Annotated in this window: 17 protein-coding genes; 7 read left to right on the forward strand and 10 right to left on the reverse strand. The window is 58.7% G+C overall.

Going from position 1 to position 15,978, the window contains the following annotated elements:
* Positions 1–17 precede the first annotated feature (17 nt).
* The 3 genes from LF599_RS00005 to LF599_RS00015 form a co-directional block, all read right to left on the reverse strand.
* Positions 18–1,313: an ATP-dependent 6-phosphofructokinase gene (locus LF599_RS00005; protein ID WP_269940621.1), complete on the reverse strand. Its 1,296-nt coding sequence runs from the start codon at positions 1,311–1,313 to the stop codon at positions 18–20.
* A 35-nt stretch (positions 1,314–1,348) separates the two neighbouring features.
* Positions 1,349–2,362, reverse strand: coding sequence for a D-glycero-beta-D-manno-heptose-7-phosphate kinase (gene rfaE1 / locus LF599_RS00010; protein ID WP_279521810.1), 1,014 nt, complete (start codon positions 2,360–2,362; stop codon positions 1,349–1,351).
* A gap of 164 nt (positions 2,363–2,526) precedes the next feature.
* Positions 2,527–3,444, reverse strand: coding sequence for a ParB/RepB/Spo0J family partition protein (locus LF599_RS00015; protein WP_279521811.1), 918 nt, complete (start codon positions 3,442–3,444; stop codon positions 2,527–2,529).
* 90 nt (positions 3,445–3,534) lie between these two features.
* On the opposite strand from LF599_RS00015, the gene LF599_RS00020 reads away from it, so the two are divergent.
* Positions 3,535–3,960, forward strand: a complete 426-nt coding sequence (locus LF599_RS00020) for a hypothetical protein (RefSeq protein WP_279521812.1) — start codon at positions 3,535–3,537, stop codon at positions 3,958–3,960.
* Between the two features lie 64 nt (positions 3,961–4,024).
* Here the strand turns inward: LF599_RS00020 and LF599_RS00025 are convergent, their stop codons facing one another.
* The 6 genes from LF599_RS00025 to LF599_RS00050 form a co-directional block, all read right to left on the reverse strand.
* Positions 4,025–4,798: a ParA family protein gene (locus LF599_RS00025; protein WP_279521813.1), complete on the reverse strand. Its 774-nt coding sequence runs from the start codon at positions 4,796–4,798 to the stop codon at positions 4,025–4,027.
* 240 nt (positions 4,799–5,038) lie between these two features.
* Complete coding sequence (locus LF599_RS00030) at positions 5,039–6,046, reverse strand: NAD-dependent epimerase (RefSeq protein WP_269940624.1); 1,008 nt, start codon at positions 6,044–6,046, stop codon at positions 5,039–5,041.
* Positions 6,047–6,398: 352 nt separating this feature from the next.
* Complete coding sequence (locus tag LF599_RS00035; RefSeq protein ID WP_279521814.1) at positions 6,399–7,148, reverse strand: hypothetical protein; 750 nt, start codon at positions 7,146–7,148, stop codon at positions 6,399–6,401.
* On the reverse strand, positions 7,124–8,350 hold the full coding sequence (gene coaBC, locus LF599_RS00040) for a bifunctional phosphopantothenoylcysteine decarboxylase/phosphopantothenate--cysteine ligase CoaBC (RefSeq protein WP_279521815.1): 1,227 nt from the start codon (positions 8,348–8,350) through the stop codon (positions 7,124–7,126). Before coaBC ends, LF599_RS00035 begins: the two co-directional genes overlap by 25 nt.
* 1 nt (position 8,351) lies before the next feature.
* Positions 8,352–8,813: a hypothetical protein gene (locus LF599_RS00045; RefSeq protein WP_269940626.1), complete on the reverse strand. Its 462-nt coding sequence runs from the start codon at positions 8,811–8,813 to the stop codon at positions 8,352–8,354.
* A gap of 40 nt (positions 8,814–8,853) precedes the next feature.
* Positions 8,854–9,540 (reverse strand): hypothetical protein, encoded by a 687-nt coding sequence (locus LF599_RS00050; protein ID WP_269940627.1) that lies wholly within the window; start codon positions 9,538–9,540, stop codon positions 8,854–8,856.
* Between the two features lie 158 nt (positions 9,541–9,698).
* Here LF599_RS00050 and queA point away from each other — a divergent pair, with 158 nt between their 5' ends.
* The 6 genes from queA to LF599_RS00080 all read left to right on the forward strand — a co-directional run bounded on the left by queA (position 9,699) and on the right by LF599_RS00080 (position 14,274).
* A complete protein-coding gene (queA, locus tag LF599_RS00055) occupies positions 9,699–10,781 on the forward strand; it encodes a tRNA preQ1(34) S-adenosylmethionine ribosyltransferase-isomerase QueA (RefSeq protein ID WP_279521816.1) in 1,083 nt (360 codons plus the stop codon).
* A 42-nt stretch (positions 10,782–10,823) separates the two neighbouring features.
* Complete coding sequence (locus LF599_RS00060) at positions 10,824–11,057, forward strand: 4Fe-4S binding protein (protein WP_279521817.1); 234 nt, start codon at positions 10,824–10,826, stop codon at positions 11,055–11,057.
* Position 11,058: 1 nt separating this feature from the next.
* Positions 11,059–12,129, forward strand: a complete 1,071-nt coding sequence (locus LF599_RS00065; RefSeq protein ID WP_279521818.1) for a 3-methyl-2-oxobutanoate dehydrogenase subunit VorB — start codon at positions 11,059–11,061, stop codon at positions 12,127–12,129.
* A complete protein-coding gene (locus LF599_RS00070) occupies positions 12,130–12,900 on the forward strand; it encodes a thiamine pyrophosphate-dependent enzyme (protein ID WP_279521819.1) in 771 nt (256 codons plus the stop codon).
* Entirely contained in the window at positions 12,900–13,442 is a 543-nt protein-coding gene (locus LF599_RS00075) for a 2-oxoacid:acceptor oxidoreductase family protein (RefSeq protein ID WP_279521820.1), read from the forward strand. The genes LF599_RS00070 and LF599_RS00075 overlap by 1 nt, the downstream gene beginning before the upstream one ends.
* A 385-nt stretch (positions 13,443–13,827) precedes the next feature.
* Positions 13,828–14,274, forward strand: a complete 447-nt coding sequence (locus tag LF599_RS00080) for a hypothetical protein (RefSeq protein ID WP_279521821.1) — start codon at positions 13,828–13,830, stop codon at positions 14,272–14,274.
* A gap of 519 nt (positions 14,275–14,793) precedes the next feature.
* Here the strand turns inward: LF599_RS00080 and LF599_RS00085 are convergent.
* The gene (locus LF599_RS00085; RefSeq protein WP_279521822.1) at positions 14,794–15,963 is read right to left on the reverse strand and encodes a homocysteine biosynthesis protein; all 1,170 of its coding nucleotides are present in this window, start codon (positions 15,961–15,963) and stop codon (positions 14,794–14,796) included.
* Between the last annotated feature and the right edge of the window lie 15 nt (positions 15,964–15,978).

Consider the following 15,978-nt stretch of genomic DNA (forward strand, 5'->3'; position numbering starts at 1 on the left):
CAGCAAACGATCCTCGGCTACTTCAGGAACTCACGCTGGCCGGTGGCTTCCATGACGGACGACCACCAGTCGGAATTGATGTTGATACGCCTGCGTTCTGCGGCGACAAGATGCAACGGGAGGTGGACCATACTGGACTTGAGCCTTGTGATGACCATGTCAGTCTTTCCTGCCATGGCGGCGTGCACGGCATTTTGGCCAAGAAACCCGCAATACACGCGGTCTCCGGCATTTGCCGGAATTGAGCGAATCAAATAACTGGGATCGATGAATTTTATGTTGATCTCGAAATTCCTTGATTCGGCATAGCCCTCAAGTTCGCGGATAATGAGGCCGCAGATGTCGCCCAGCTTGGGATTGCCGGACGGGTCCCGTTCGGGTTCGCCGCCGAGAAGGTCCTGGCCGGCACCTTCGGCGCAGACGATTATCGTGTGCTTTCTTTCCTTGAGACGATCTTCCACGGCTTGAAGAAGCCCGCCTTCACCATGCAGGGAGAAGGGCTGTTCCGGAACAAGGAGAAAATTCACCTCCTGCATGGCCAGCGTAGCCTGAGCCGCGATGAAACCGGCCTCCCGGCCCATGAGCTTGACCAGTCCCACACCCATATCCATGCCCGTGGCTTCGACGTGGGCGCACTGAATGACTTCGGCCGCTTTTTCCACGGCGGTATCAAACCCGAAGGATCGGGTTATAAAGTTGATATCATTGTCGATGGTCTTGGGAATACCGATGACCGCGATGTTGCGCTTACGGGCGGATACCTCGTCGACGATGGCCCGAGCCGCACGCATGGCACCGTCGCCGCCGATGACGAAAAGGATGTTGATATTCAGCCGATCGAGGGAATCGACTATTTCCACGGGGTCTTGCAGACCGCGCGACGAGCCGAGGATGGTGCCGCCGAACTGGTGTATGTGGGACACCGACTCCGGCGTGAGCACCTTGACTTCGTAGCCGTACCTGGGAATGAAGCCGCGCAGCCCGTTGGTGATGCCGAGCACGTGGCGCACCCCGTAGTGGTAGTGGGCCTCGTTGACGATGGCGCGGATGACGTCGTTGATGCCGGGACAGATGCCGCCGCACGTGACCACGGCGCACCGGGCCTTGGAGGCGTCGAAGTAGATGCGCTCGCGCGGCCCGGCCTTTTCGAAGTCTTTTTGCAGGATATCCGTGTTCAGTTGGGTCAGCTCGCCGGCGGTGAGCATCAGCGTTACCGGCACGGATTCGTCCACGAATCTCGCGCTCTTGAGGGGCGACATGATCTTGGCCGCGCCAAGACTTGGTATCTCAGTACTGAAATCAAGTCGTTTCATAGTTGCGCTCCGTGTTGCGGATTACGCGCCGACGGTCATTCCTGCCAATACGTCACCTGCGGTTCGGGAAGCTCGCCGACGGTTTCCCTGAGATCCTCCGGGGTTGCCGTGGCCGCTCCCACTTGGGCGACGACCACGCCGGCCGCGTAGTTGGCCAAAGTACAAGCCGTGAGCAGGTCCATGCCCGCCGCAAGGGCCAGGCCGGTGGTGGCGATGACCGTATCGCCCGCGCCGGTGACGTCGAAGACCTTGCGCGCAAAGGTCGGGATATGCCGAACAGCCCCTTCGCCTTCGAATAGGGCCATGCCGTCCGGGCCCAGGGTAATGAGCAGATTCCGGCAGCCGAGACGCCTGAAAATGGCCCGTCCCGCATCAATGACGGATTCCTGATCCGAAACGGGAAGATTCGCACCTTCGCTGGCTTCCTTGGTGTTGGGAGTCAGCAGGTCCACGCCCTGGTAGAGGTCGTAATTGACGGTCTTGGGATCGACCAGGACCATCGGCGGGGTGGCGCGGTTCTTCACCAGGGGCATGAATCGATCCATGAATTCCCGGGAAATGAACCCCTTGCCATAGTCGGACAGGATGACCACGGGGTAGTCGGGGAGATTTTCTTCAAGGATGACGAAGAGGGTGTCCAACTCGGCAGGGGAGAGGGGGCCGACCCGTTCCTGGTCCACGCGGACCACCTGCTGGTTGTGCGCTATTATCCTCGTCTTAACCGTTGTGGGACGGCTTCCATCCTGAATAAGGCGGGTGCTCAGTCCGGCCTGATTGCACAAATTTTCAAGGACCGAGCCGTTGCCGTCCGTTCCCACGGCCCCAATGAGCAGAGGCTTGCCGCCCAGGTCAGCGATGTTCCGGGCCACATTGCCCGCACCGCCTAGGAGGTAGGATTCTTGCTCGACCCTGACCACGGGCACGGGCGCTTCGGGCGATATGCGCTCGACACCACCCATAAGGTAGTGATCCAGCATGAGATCGCCGATTATCATGACCTTGTGGCCCTTGAGGGCATTGACGGCTTCCAGAATCAGTTCATGTGACATATCGTAAACAACCAATGTTTTCCTACTGTTGGTATATTTTCACGGCAAATCGAAATCATGCGGCGATCACGGGCTGTATCATCGATGAAAGGCGGCATGATCGCATAAAATCACGTTTCGCTCACATCCCGATCATTTAACATCGCAGATGACGTCCGGTGCCTCTATTGGAACTGGACCCCAAACTTTTCCGCAACCGACCGCAAATCATCTTCAGCCTTGTAACTTACTGTTAATTTGCCTTTTTCCGGAGAGCCAGAGATTTTAACCGTAAGTCCCAACATATCGGACAACTCGTCCTGCAAAGCCTCTAGGCGCGGATCAACGACGCGAGGTGTGGATTTTGCGGATCGTGAGGGGGACGCAGCCCCGACCTCGTCGGCTCCCGGGAGCCTTCCGTTCTGCTTGTAAAAGGACGCCTGTGCTTCGGCCTGTCGCACGGTCAGCCCGTTTTCGGCGATACGGCGGTGCAATTCGGCCTGCGGCTCGGGGTCGCTCACGGCCATGATCGCGCGGCCATGCCCGGCGGAAAGAATGTTCTGCTGAATATCGGTTTGAACCGACTCGGGCAGGTTGAGCAGCCGCAAGGAGTTGGCCACGGCCGAGCGGCTTTTGCCCACCTGGCGGGCCAGCTCTTCCTGACTCAGACCGAATTCCTGTTGCAACCGCTGATAGCCGAGCGCCTCTTCAACCGAGTTCAGGTCCTCGCGCTGAAGGTTCTCGATAAGGGCGATGGCCAGACTCTCCTGGTCGCTCATTTCCCGGACCAGGGAGGGGATTTCCTCCAGTCCCGCTTTTATGGAAGCGCGAAGCCGCCGCTCACCGGCCACAAGTTCATATTTGCCTCCGCCAAGAGTACGAACCAGGACGGGCTGAAGCACTCCGCGCGTCTGGATGGAAGCGGTCAGGTCGTTGAGCGCCTCTTCGGAGAATTCGCGACGGGGCTGATGCGGGTTCGGAGCAATGGCTCCCACCGGGATGAGCCGCACCTCGGCCGCGTCGGAAGTGACTTTCTCGTCTTCGCGCACGCCGCCGAGCAACGCGTCGAGTCCCCGGCCCAATCCCCTGTTGGTCAATGACATATATGACTCCTCTCTGGCTTATAATTTCATTCTTGCTCTAAATGGCGCTAGTGCCTATAACGCTCCGAAAACAGAACTAACGGAGCGCATATGTCCCAGCACATCAATGAACTTTTCGACAAGGACGGCAACCTCATCGGCGCGCTTTTGACCGCCGAAGCATGGACCGCCGTACGCGATCAGGTCATGACCGCCCTCGGTGTCAGCGAAACCCCCACGGTCCAGGAGAAGCCGGAGCCTCTCTCCGATTGGGAAGAACTCATTAAGTATTGGGACTTCCCGTACCCTGTGGACATGGACGTGGCTTGCGATAATTGCGGCAACGAAACCGCCGACTGGTCCAAGGACGACCCGCGCCGGTTCCGGCTCACGAGCGCCAATCTTGCCGGTTTGGTGTCCTTCAAATGCATGAACTGCCAGGCCAAGGTGGCCAAAAAGCACTTCAAGGACAAGATCGCCACCGAATGCACTCCCTATCAGGAGGAAAAGATCACCTCCAAGGAAGGGCTGTACTGATCGCCGCTTGCTCACGTTCGCGCCGTCCGATCATCAGGGACGGCGCGGATGGGAAAGAACCTGTTTAAGCCCCGGCCGTAGTGCTTCGCTCCACTTCCTGAGCCAGGGCGAGATACGCCTCCGCCCCCCGCGACTTGATATCATAGTTGATCACGGGCTTACCAAAGCTCGGCGCCTCGGAAAGACGGACGTTCCTCGGAATGATCGTCTCGAACAGGTGCTGGGGAAACGCCTTTCGCACCTCGTTCTTTACCTGCCACGAAAGCCTGTTGCGCGAATCGTACATAGTCAGGACCACGCCGAGAATATCCAAACCCTGGTTGAGCCTCTTGCGCACCAGTTCATAGGTCATGAGCAACTGAGCGATGCCTTCCAGCGCATAGTATTCGCACTGCAACGGTACGAGCAGTTCCGTGGCCGCGCACAGGGCGTTGACGGTCAGCAGTCCGAGAGAGGGGGGGCAGTCGATAATGATGAAATCGTATTCACCGTCCACCTGCTCAATGAGTTCGCGCAGGTAGTATTCCCGGGCAAACTTGTCCACCAACTCGATCTCAGCCCCCACCAGATCCTGAGTACCCGGCAGAATGTCGAGAAAGGGAACCCCGGTCTCATAGATAGCCTTGTGAATGTTCTTCGGATCGAACAGCACGGTATAGACGTTCTCCCGCTTGTCGCCGGGGTAGAACCCCAGTCCGCTGGACGCATTACCCTGAGGATCGCAATCCACCAAAAGCACGCTTTTTTCCATCACAGACAGGGAGGCCGCCAGGTTGATGGCGGTAGTGGTCTTGCCGACTCCGCCTTTCTGGTTCGCAATCACGATTCTTCTCGCCACAGGACCCTCGCTTTCGAGCTGCACTTGATGCGTTCGAGATAAAGTCGTTTGTTTCACGTGAAACATTCCTTTCCAAAAAACAGCATGTTTCACGTGAAACATCGTCCTCTTGTCGCTTCGAATGTCGTAGGCTGAATAAAAAACAAAGGCAAGCGACGAGGCTGAAAAAAGGAGAAAAGACACAAAAAAAGGGCGGCTGACGCCGCCCTTGATGATCGTGATGATCGAGATGATCGCCCGCTATTTTCCGTAGTACTCGTTATACCATTCGATGAAATTGCGGATGCCGACCTCAATGGTGGTGTCGGGCTTGAAACCTACATCGGTCTGAAGATCGGAGACGTCTGCCTCGGTGGCCGGAACATCACCTGCCTGCATGGGCATGTAATTGTAGATGGCCTTCTTGCCGACCACTTCCTCGATAACCTCGATGTAGCGGGAAAGCTCGACAACGGTATTGTTGCCGATGTTGTAGATCTGGTAGGGGACCGAGCTGGTGCACGGATCAGGCTTGTCGCCGTCCCACTCGGGGTTGGCTACGGCCGTACGCTTCATGACCCGGACAACGCCTTCCACGATGTCGTCAATGTAGGTAAAGTCGCGACGCATCTTGCCGTAGTTGAAGACGTTAATGGGCTTGCCCTCGATGATGTTCTTGGTGAACAGGAAGAGCGCCATGTCGGGACGGCCCCACGGTCCATATACTGTAAAGAAGCGCAAACCGGTGGTGGGCATGTTGTACAGGCTCGAATAGGAGTGGGCCATCATCTCGTTGGACTTCTTGGTGGCCGCGTACAGGCTCATGGGATGGTCGACGCCTTCATGCGGATTGAGCGGCATCTTGGTGTTCAGACCGTACACGGAAGAGCTGGAGGCGTAGACCAGGTGTTCCACGCCATTGTGACGGCAACCTTCCAGAATATTGAGAAATCCGACCACATTGGAGTCGATGTAGGACCTGGGATTCTCGATGGAATACCGGACGCCGGCCTGAGCGGCCAGGTTGACCACATGGGTGAACTTCTCGGCCTTGAACAACTCGCCCATGGGCTGGTCGTCCTGCAAGTTGATATTCACGTGCTTGAAGAGAGGACTATTTTCGAGAATCTTGAGACGGGCCTTTTTCAGGTTCACGTCGTAGTAGTCATTGAGGTTGTCCAGGCCAACGACTTCATGTCCCTCGTCGGTCAGGCGCTTGGAAAGATGGAAGCCGATGAAGCCAGCGGCTCCAGTCACGAGTATTTTCATATGAATAATCCTTATACCTGTTATAGCCAGGCGGTTGACTTGCAATGAACGGTGCGGGGCGTCGACAACGCACGCCGCACAAAGCTCATACTCCAATTAAAGCCCTGAGGGCAAGTTTTCATAACTTTCCGTTGGCCCCAGGGCTCGGCAAAGTCGCTGAAAGCCGAAAAGGCACGCTTACGGAGAAGAAACAGAACGCAACCTGTTGATATACAAGGTTTTGCGCGCAGTTTTCCATATTTTGTCGGACAACGTTTTTTTGAGAAAAATCGACCACAGGCCCACCCGGGGCAGCCTCTCGCGTCAGAACGAAAATATGCGCGAATTTCACTGATATGGGACAAACAGCCGATCAGAGCCGCATGTTGGCGATGGCATCCACGGCCATCTGCTGTTCATGAGGAAGCATTTCAACGAAACGGGCCATGGGCGGCAACCTATGGACTATGACGTTTTCCAAAAGATGGGTGACGGCCTCGGGATCGGCGTCGGGCAGGATGACCCGGATAGTCTCTTCGCCGAAACAAATTATGTGCGGCGTGTGCCACAGCTCCCATCCGCTCCAGAACATGGACGCGTTGGGTTGGAGCGTTCCGTCGATCAGCGCGGCCATGGGCCAGTAGTTGATGGTGCCCGGAGGCCACTTCAGGTGCGCCTGAAGATTCTTGAGCACGGAGCGGCGTCTGGGGTCGGCCTGGCCGCCGAGATCAAGCCCGAGCTCCATGTAGGTCATGACCACCTTGGCCCCAGGTTTGGTAAACCGCAAAAACGATGACCAGGGTGCGGGAAAATTGGGCGTTGCCCGGGGCGGGACCTGAGGCGCGGCCTGCGGAGCCGGGGAGGGGTGGGGCGGCTCGACCGGGGGACGGCTCCGCTCAGGCTTGGCGGCGGGACGTTGCGGCGCAGACGACTGCGCCGGGCCCTCCGCCTGGCGGGCGGCGGGGTGCGTGGCAGGCTGTTCTGCGGGCCGAGCGGAAGGGCGAGCCGGTTCGGGCTGCGCCTCCACGGTCAGCCCCCCGGGCGCGTACACGAACTCAAGTCCGGATTCGAGCCAGGGGCGCAGAGATTCGCGCACGTTCAGTCGAGAAGAAGGTGATCCCATAATCTCCATGCAACTTCTGTCTTGGGCAGTTGCGGCCACTGTTCCTTACGGCCCTTGGCATCCATGACGAACATCTCGTTGGTGGCCACGCCGAAGCCGCTACCACTGCGGGAGATATTGTTGGCCGCGATCAGGTCGAGATTCTTGCTTTCGAGCTTTCTCGCCGCCTCAGCACGGACGTTGTCGGTCTCGGCGGCGAAGCCGATCAGCTTCTGCCCCTCGCGCTTGGACGCACCCAGGGACTTGAGAATATCCGGATTGGTCTCGAACTCGACGGAGATGCCCGCGCCCGCCGAGGTCGCCTTCTTGAACTTCGTGTCGCCGAAGGGAACCGGCCTGTAGTCTGCAACGGCCGCGGTCAGGCAAGCCATGTCCATGTCGGGCCAGAGGTCTGTGCACGCCTCGAACATCTGCCGGGCGGTGGTTACGGAGACCACGGTCACGCCGCAGGGGAAGCCGAGGGCGGTCGGACCGGCCACAACGGTCACGTCCGCACCGCGCAGATAGGCGGCCATGGCCACGCACGCGCCCATGGTGCCGCTGGACGGGTTGGACCAGAAGCGGACGGCGTCCCACGGCTCGCGGGTGGGGCCGAGGGTGACGAGCACCCGTTTGCCGACCAGGTCCTGCGGGGCCAGGGACTTGAGGGTGGCGACGAGTATCTCCTCCGGAGAAGCGAGACGGCCGGTGCCGGTATCGCCGCAGGCGACCGAACCGCTGTCCGGCGTCACCCGGACATAGCCGAGTTCGCCGAGCATGTCCCAGTTTCTCCTGGTGGCCGGTGCGGCCCACATGCGCGGGTTCATGGCCGGAGCCACGATCCTGGGACCGGCAAAGGCCAGGGCCTGGCAGGAGAGCATGTCGTCTGCCAGACCGAAGGCGAGCTTGGCCATGGTGTTGGCAGAGGCCGGGGCGATGAGCAGGGCGTCCGCGGCCTGACCCGGCTCAAGATGGCCAAAGGCGGTGTCCGCTCCGGGCGTCTCGTCGAACATGTCAGTATAGACGGGCGATGCGCCGAGCGCCTCGAAGGAAAGGGGGGTAACGAACCGGGTCGCGGCCTTGGTCAGGGTGGCCGAGACCATACAGTCCGCCCGTTGCAGGGCGCGCGCCAAATCAAGAGCCTTGTAGGCGGCTATGGACCCGGTCACGCCCAGGTGGACGCGCTTGCCCATGAACCCGGCAAATTCGTAATGAGGCTGCATGTTATTTTCTCTTCACGTCAGCGGAATCCTTGACCTCCACCGCGAAAATAGTCGTGGTGGCGGTAGCGAAGGAGTCGTCGATCTCGATGACGCAGCTCTTGTTGTACTTCTCGAAGGTCAGGAACTGCACGGAGCTGGCCTTGTTGTTGGAAACCAGACTCCAGTTGTCCTTGGTCATGTTGTTGATGAAGTACTGAACCAGCTCGGGAATTTCGACCCGACCCTTGAACTTCATTATCGCGGCCCGGAACTTGGCGTTATCCAGTTTGTAGGACCCGTCGTTCACGTAGTCGATTTCCTTGGGGATCATGATGTCGTCGAAATCGAGATAGTAGTCCGGTTCCTGCTGTTGACCGGCGGAAGGCTGGGACGACCCAGAGGTGGAAGACGAGTTCCTTGCGGTGCAGGCGGCCAGCGCGCCGACAATCAGCAGCGCCAAAAGAATTTTGGTGAAAGAGCGCATTATTCTCCCTCCGGGCTGTACGTGTGGTTCATTGTCTCACTCAGGACGCGGTTTGCCTGAGCCGGTCGATCTTGTCTTGAAGGTATCTTTCCATGTCCCGTCGGTCCTTACGCAACCGAACGAGTTCGCTCTCCAGTATCTGAAGCTTGGCCTTGATATCCGAAGTGTCAAAGGTCAGCTTGAGAGCCATTTCCTCGATCTCCGCATCCTTTTCCTCCAGGGCCTTTGTCTGCTCGGCGATCTCCTCGGGCAAGACGGCCGGACCGGACGGCAACTGCTTGATGCGCTTCTGGCTGCGGGCGAGAAGCACAAAAGCGGTCTTGAGCTTGTGGATGTCTTCCTGCTGCCGCTCGATGGTCGCCTTCTGGTCCGCGATGACCTCCATGCAGGAAGTGACGCGGGAAAGGACATCGTTGAAGGTGGACGCAAGATCGCCGAACCCGTCCATGGACGCGACGGAATGTCCCGCGGCCGGCCGGTGGGTGTCCACCTCTATGGTCCGGGGAAACTCGCTGTGCAGCCTGTCGTCGATCTCGCTGGTAACCAGACCGTCGCCGTAAAGTCGGGAAATACGCTCGAAGACCACCACGGAATCCTCCGGGTACTTGGTCACGCGTCCGACCTTCCGGCCCCCGAGAAAATCCTTGAACAAAGCGGCGTAACGGCGCGCGGTCGGGGCGGGGATGCGGGTGAGTTTGGCTATCTCAGCCACGGAAAGCCAATTCATGGCTATGAAATACCATGATTACGGCCAAGATCAAGCCCCTGCCGCCTAAAGACGTCTTTAGCGCATAGTCGCTCGATATCATTGAAAAAGAAAAAGATTCCGTTGAAATTCGAGGTGTTGTACAAAACGAAACGCACAAGGAGATTGGACATATATTTATGGAAATACCCGAAGATTACCGGCTGTCGAGCTACGATTACGACCTGCCGGAAGACCGCATAGCCCAGGAACCGGCCAAGCAGCGCGACGGCTCAAGGCTCCTGGTTCTGGACCGCAAGGACCGCTCGTTAACCCCGACACGTTTCACGGACCTGCTCGACTTTCTCCCGAAAGACTGTCTGCTCGTGGCCAACAACTCCCGCGTCATCCCGGCACGCGTGTTCGGCCACAAAGCCACCGGCGGGCAGGTGGAGTTTCTGCTGCTCACGCCGCTGCCGCTGATGAAGGCGGTGGAGGAGGGCGGCTGGTTCATGGCCGAGGCAGAAGGACTGCTGCGCGCCTCCAAAGGTCCCAAGCCCGGAACGATCGTTTCCTTTTCCGACGACTTTCATCTGACCGCCGTGGAGGCGAGCGAATTCGGCCGCTGGAAGGTGGAACTGCGCTGGAAGGGCGACCTCAAGGCGCTGTTCGACGCCCTCGGCCATCTGCCTCTGCCTCCCTACATCAAGCGTCCGGACGGCAAGGCTGACCGGGAGCGGTATCAGACCACGTACTCGGACACGTCCAGGACGGGGTCCGTGGCCGCACCCACGGCCGGACTGCACTTCACCCCCGAACTGCGCGAACAGATCAGGGCCCGAGGCATTGAATGGGCCGAAGTGACCCTGTACGTCGGCTACGGCACCTTCAGCCCGGTCCGGTGCCCGGACATCCGCGACCACCGGATGCACGCCGAATACATCGAGGTTTCGGACGCCACGGCCGAGGCCGTGCGCCGGGCCAAGGCCGAAGGACGTCCCGTCATCGCGGTGGGCACGACCAGTGCCCGCACACTGGAGGGAATGCTCCGCGAGGCCGGATCAATCCGCCCGTTCCACGGAGAAACTGATATTTTCATATCGCCGGGCTATACTTTCGGTGTGGTCGACGGTATCCTCACAAACTTCCATTTGCCAGAATCGTCGCTCATCATTATGATCTCGGCTCTTGCTGGTAGAAAAACCATTCTGGATGCATACGCGTTCGCCCTGGAAAACAACTTCCGTTTCTTCTCCTATGGGGATGCGATGCTCATCCTATAACTACGGCAACATTTTGTTATTATTAACAGAACTGGAGTAAACATGTCTCGAATTGAGGTCCAGGAAGATCGGTGCAAAGGGTGTCTGCTCTGTACCACCGTCTGTCCCGTTGACATCATCGTCCAGTCTGACCGGTTCAACGTCAGCGGCTACAAGGTCGCCGAGGTGCCCGAGGCCGACAAGGACAAATGTACCGGCTGCGCATCCTGCGCCCAGATCTGCCCCGACGTGGCGATCAAAGTGTACAGGACCCCAAAGAAAAAAGGGGGAAAGTAGCATGAGCAAGACATCCGAACGCATCTTCGTCAAGGGTAACGAAGCCATTGCACGCGGCGCTCTGGCCGCAAAGTGCAAATGTTTCTTCGGCTACCCCATCACCCCCCAGAACGACATTCCCGAGTTCATGTCCTCGGCCATCATCAAGGCCGGAGGCGACTTCGTCCAGGCCGAGTCCGAAGTGGCCGCGGCCAACATGCTGCTCGGCGCCGGCGCAACCGGCGTCAGGGCCATGACCTCCAGTTCCTCGCCCGGCATCGCCCTCAAGCAGGAGGCCATCTCCTACATGGCGGGCAGTGAAATCCCGGCGGTCGTGGTCAACATGACGCGCGGCGGGCCAGGCCTGGGCGACATCGGTCCGTCCCAGGGCGACTATTACCAGTCCACCCGAGGCGGCGGGCACGGCGACTACCGCCACTTCACCCTCGCTCCCGGCACTGTGCAGGAAGCCTACGACCTGACCATCCGCGCCTTCGACATCGCCTACGAACAACGTACCCCGGTGCTCATTCTGGGCGACGCCATTCTCGGCCAGATGAAGGAACCCATCGTTCCCTGGGAACCCGAGAACATCGACGACAACGCGGGCCGCGACTGGGCCATCAACGGACGCACCGACGGCCGTGAGAAACGGCTCATCAAGTCCCTCTTCCTCGAAGAAGGCGCTCTGGCCGGTCAGAACAAGAAACTCCAGGCGAAATACGACTCCTGGAAGGGCATGACCGAGGCCGAACAGTTCGAGACCGAAGACGCGGACCTGATCATCTGCGCCTACGGCTCCATCGGCCGCATCGCCAAGTCCGCGGTGCGCAAGTTCCGCAAGGAAGGCAAAAAGGTCGGCCTGTTCCGGCCCATCACCCTGTACCCGTTCCCGAAAAAGGAACTCAAGGCGCTGGCAGAGCAGGGCAAGCGGTTCCTGACCATCGAACACAACCTGGGACAGATGATCGACGACGTCCGCCTGGCCATCAGGACCATCGCCGACTCCGACTTCTACCCCGTCTACCCCGGCAACCTGCCCACCCCGGATGAGCTGGAGGAGCCGATCCTCAACTGCCTGGAGGGTAAATAAATGACCGAAATGAAAGAAAAACTGGTCTTTGACAGGCCCGAAAGCGTCATCGACCGGCCCACCCATTACTGCCCGGGCTGCCACCACGGCATCGCCCACCGGCTCATCGGCGAACTGCTCGATGAGATGAACCTGGCGGAAAACACCCTCCTGGTCACCTCCATCGGCTGCTCCGTCTTCCTCTACAACTACCTCAACGTGGATGCAGTGGAAGCGCCGCACGGCCGCGCTCCGGCAGTGGCCACCGGCGTGAAACGCTCCCGGCCCGACAAATTCGTCTTCACCTACCAGGGCGACGGCGACCTCGCCTCCATCGGCATGGCCGAGATCATGCACGCCGCCAACCGTGGTGAGAAGATGTGCGTCGTCTTCGTCAACAACACCGTCTACGGCATGACCGGCGGCCAGATGGCCCCGACCACCATGATCGGACAGGTGACGACGACCACCCCGGCCGGACGCTGCCAGACCCACGAGGGCGCGCCCATCCGCATGACCGAGATCATCGCCTCCCTGGGCGGCGTGGCCTTTGCCGCGCGCGGCGCGCTCAACAACGTGGCCAATATCAAAAAATCCAAGAAATACCTGAAAAAGGCGTTCGATTTCCAGCTCAACAACACCGGCTTCGGGTTCGTCGAGCTGCTCTCCGGCTGCCCGACCAACTGGAAAATGACCCCGCTCCAGGCCAACGAGCGCATCGAAAAGGAAATGATCCCTTACTTCCCCTTGGGCATATACAAAGACGTGTCCGAGGAAGGAGGTGTCTGCTAATGCGCTACATTGATTCCATCATCGCGGGCTTCGGAGGCCAGGGCGTCATGCTCATAGGCAACCTGCTCGCCTATGCGGGCATGAAGGACGGCCTCAACGTCACCTACATCCCGGTCTACGGCCCCGAGATGCGCGGCGGCACCGCAAACTGCACCGTGGTGCTCTCCCAGGAGGATATCGGGTCTCCCATCATCCTTCGGCCCAAATCCCTCATCGCCATGAACCGGCCGTCCCTGGACAAGTTCCAGTCGCGCGTGCAGGACGGCGGCATCCATATCATCAACTCCTCCCTCATCGACATGGAGCTGGCCGATACGGAACGCCTCAAATGCTACGACGTGCCGTGCAACGAAATCGCCGACGAACTGGGCAACACCCGCATGGCCAACATGGTCGCCATCGGCGCCTTCGTGCAGGCTTCGGGAATCATCCCCCTCGACGCCGTCATCGGCTCCCTGGAGAACGTCATCTCCCCGCGCTACCACAAACTCATCCCGGCCAACGCAAAAGCCATCGAGGCCGGCGCCAAGCACGTCGCCTAGATACGCGAATAGCCATTCACTCTAAAAGGCCCTGCCGTAACGGCAGGGCCTTTTTTTGACCGTCGGCCAAAACGCAGTTGGCGAAAAAGCGATGACTTGCCGAAATAAAGCGCATGGCGTTGAGCAATATTCAAACATCATGTATATCATTATATGTACACCTTCTATGGTTAAGCCGAATCAGATATGATGGGGTTGTTTGCAATCCCTGTCCAAGGCGGAATGGCAGCCTCTATTGGATTTTAGGGCCAGTTCCATGCGCATATTCCGCACAGGCTGAGCCGGATACACGTAGTTTGGATTTTTTTGGTCCCGGGGCTCATCGTAGAAGGCGTCGGGGGAATTGTTGGAAAGACAAGATCAATGACAAAAGTAAGGAGCCGAAATGAGATACGTTCTGTTTTTTTTCTTGGCCATACTGAGCTTCGCATCGAGCGCAATGGCTGAGGACGAGCCGATCACCGCTACGGAGATCGTCCAGCGTGAAAAGAAGATGTGTACTGATTTTAATGATGGGAAATTTCACACCACCGAGCAAACCATTACACTGTACGACTTCACCGGCGACGGTCGCCCTGAGACTATTGTGGATGCGTCGCAATTCTCCTGCTCGACATCCGCCACCATGTGGGGCGGCACCGGCGGCACCTTATTGTGGGTGGTTGTGGACGGAAAACCGTACGAGTTTATTGCTCACAGATGGAAAGTCGTGGACATGGACGGAACCAATGTTCTTTTGCTGGCGGTCCATCCTTCGCAATGCAGCGACAATATAGTTCCCTGCTACCGCGCTTATGTCTGGAGCAACGGGGCATTCCATACAACGCGCTGATTGGAGCGCACTATAGGCACACACTCGAAATTCTCCGGTTTTACCACCCCAAAAGGGGCTCATCGTTTAAGCGTACTTTTCCATAACGGGATGTGGACTTCTCTTGTCATGACGCCGTCAGACGCATCCTTTGCCGCGCATCAGCCCGGAGCGAAGCGGACGGCTCTGCGGAGCCAGCGCGGCTTGGCATTCCTGTGACCCCGCATCACTTGGCCCCAGCAAGTTCCGACGCACGCGCTCTCATGGATTTCGTTCTCCCAAAGTACGCATGTTGTGGATGCACCGGATTTTGTGAGCGCCCCCATCTCCCTTCCCAATCTTTTTGTAGTCCCTTCGCGAAAGAGGAGGGTGACAAATAATTTTCAAAACTCAAACAAAGAAAGGCTGCCCCTCTTGGGACAGCCTTTCTAAATTGCACTGTGCGCACCGGCCGAAGGCACACAAAAATTTCTGGAAGGAAAGTCCAGAGGGGAAACCTTTTTCAAGAGGTTTCCCCTCTGGCCGCCGGAGGCATTCTTCTTAATAACTGGGGATATCGTCCTGCTTTTCGGTCAGCAGGAATTCTCCCTTGAGTATCCATTCCTTGAGCTTGTCGGCCACTTCCAGGGACATGGAGTGGGACGTAACGGGCACGGTAGAGGTTTTCTTCTCGTTGACCGTTACTTCGCCGCTGCGCAGTTCCTCGAAGGTGACGCGGGTAACCTCGCGGGGGATGCCGTTGGGATAGTCGTAGCCGTAATCCTTGACCGGCATGGAGATGTCCGCATTGGACACCCCGGTGAACCAGGCCATTTCCTCGTTGAGCATGGGGATGGGAATGCCCACGCCGAGCGCCAGGGACACGCCGTACCCGATGATGGACTGGGCGCGCACGTAGCGGGCCTCCATCTTCTTGAAATCGCCCTTGAGCATCAGGGTGCCGGAACCGCTCTCGGGGATGCCGCGCTCGTTGCGCTTGGGCTTCTGGACGTGCTGCGTACCTTCGCCGATGACGTAGCCTATGCCGCCGCCCAGGAAGATTCTCGTGCCCATGCCGATGGTCTTCAGGTACGGGTCGTTGAAGAGCGGGGAGAGTTCGCCTGCGGTGGCGTAGTTCACGTTCGAGGCGTTCGCCTTGAGCGGCCCCATGTACGTGTAGATGGTCCGGTTGGTCAGGTTCACGGCCGCGTTGTAATTCTGATAGCAGTTGCGCGGGTTGAGCATGACCGCATTGGGCAGGTCGGCAAGGGTGATGTCCTTGTCCAGCTCGCGCCGGGGGTAGCAGTCCGTGCCGTAGGCCTCGGCCCGCAGATGCACGGCCTTGCCGCGCAGCAAATCCTCCATGACGTGCGCTCCGCCATAGGCGAAGCGTCCGGGGTGGACTTTGTTCAACGGATCGTCCTCAGCGGCCTCTGTGGCCCCGAGATACTCGTCCACGGCGGCCAGGCCGCTGTAACAGGGCACGTTGTTGAGCCACAGCCTGGAAACCTTCATGACCGGCGGCTGCTGGCCAATGTTGAAGATCAGCCCGGAGGAGCACATGGGGGAGAAGGTGCCGGTGGTGACGACGTCGACTTCCTGAGCGGCCTTGACCTTCCCTTCCTTCCTGACGATCTCGACCATCTCCTCGGCATTGACGACCACGGCCTTGCCCTGGCGAATGCGTTCGTTGATCTCGCTGACCGTCTTGTTCACTTTGAATTCTGCCATTTGTATCCTGCCTTC

The organism is Pseudodesulfovibrio thermohalotolerans (assembly GCF_021353295.2).
In the GTDB taxonomy this organism is placed as follows: Bacteria; Desulfobacterota; Desulfovibrionia; order Desulfovibrionales; family Desulfovibrionaceae; genus Pseudodesulfovibrio; species Pseudodesulfovibrio thermohalotolerans.

What these genes read in the sequence shown, in the direction of transcription:
- LF599_RS00005 (WP_269940621.1), bottom strand. Translation starts at nt 1,313, where the DNA reads ATGAAACGACTTGATTTCAGTACTGAGATACCAAGTCTTGGCGCGGCC.
- rfaE1 (WP_279521810.1), bottom strand. Translation starts at nt 2,362, where the DNA reads ATGTCACATGAACTGATTCTGGAAGCCGTCAATGCCCTCAAGGGCCAC.
- LF599_RS00015 (WP_279521811.1), bottom strand. Translation starts at nt 3,444, where the DNA reads ATGTCATTGACCAACAGGGGATTGGGCCGGGGACTCGACGCGTTGCTC.
- LF599_RS00020 (WP_279521812.1), top strand. Translation starts at nt 3,535, where the DNA reads ATGTCCCAGCACATCAATGAACTTTTCGACAAGGACGGCAACCTCATC.
- LF599_RS00030 (WP_269940624.1), bottom strand. Translation starts at nt 6,046, where the DNA reads ATGAAAATACTCGTGACTGGAGCCGCTGGCTTCATCGGCTTCCATCTT.
- LF599_RS00035 (WP_279521814.1), bottom strand. Translation starts at nt 7,148, where the DNA reads ATGGGATCACCTTCTTCTCGACTGAACGTGCGCGAATCTCTGCGCCCC.
- coaBC (WP_279521815.1), bottom strand. Translation starts at nt 8,350, where the DNA reads ATGCAGCCTCATTACGAATTTGCCGGGTTCATGGGCAAGCGCGTCCAC.
- LF599_RS00045 (WP_269940626.1), bottom strand. Translation starts at nt 8,813, where the DNA reads ATGCGCTCTTTCACCAAAATTCTTTTGGCGCTGCTGATTGTCGGCGCG.
- LF599_RS00050 (WP_269940627.1), bottom strand. Translation starts at nt 9,540, where the DNA reads ATGAATTGGCTTTCCGTGGCTGAGATAGCCAAACTCACCCGCATCCCC.
- queA (WP_279521816.1), top strand. Translation starts at nt 9,699, where the DNA reads ATGGAAATACCCGAAGATTACCGGCTGTCGAGCTACGATTACGACCTG.
- LF599_RS00060 (WP_279521817.1), top strand. Translation starts at nt 10,824, where the DNA reads ATGTCTCGAATTGAGGTCCAGGAAGATCGGTGCAAAGGGTGTCTGCTC.
- LF599_RS00065 (WP_279521818.1), top strand. Translation starts at nt 11,059, where the DNA reads ATGAGCAAGACATCCGAACGCATCTTCGTCAAGGGTAACGAAGCCATT.
- LF599_RS00070 (WP_279521819.1), top strand. Translation starts at nt 12,130, where the DNA reads ATGACCGAAATGAAAGAAAAACTGGTCTTTGACAGGCCCGAAAGCGTC.
- LF599_RS00075 (WP_279521820.1), top strand. Translation starts at nt 12,900, where the DNA reads ATGCGCTACATTGATTCCATCATCGCGGGCTTCGGAGGCCAGGGCGTC.
- LF599_RS00080 (WP_279521821.1), top strand. Translation starts at nt 13,828, where the DNA reads ATGAGATACGTTCTGTTTTTTTTCTTGGCCATACTGAGCTTCGCATCG.
- LF599_RS00085 (WP_279521822.1), bottom strand. Translation starts at nt 15,963, where the DNA reads ATGGCAGAATTCAAAGTGAACAAGACGGTCAGCGAGATCAACGAACGC.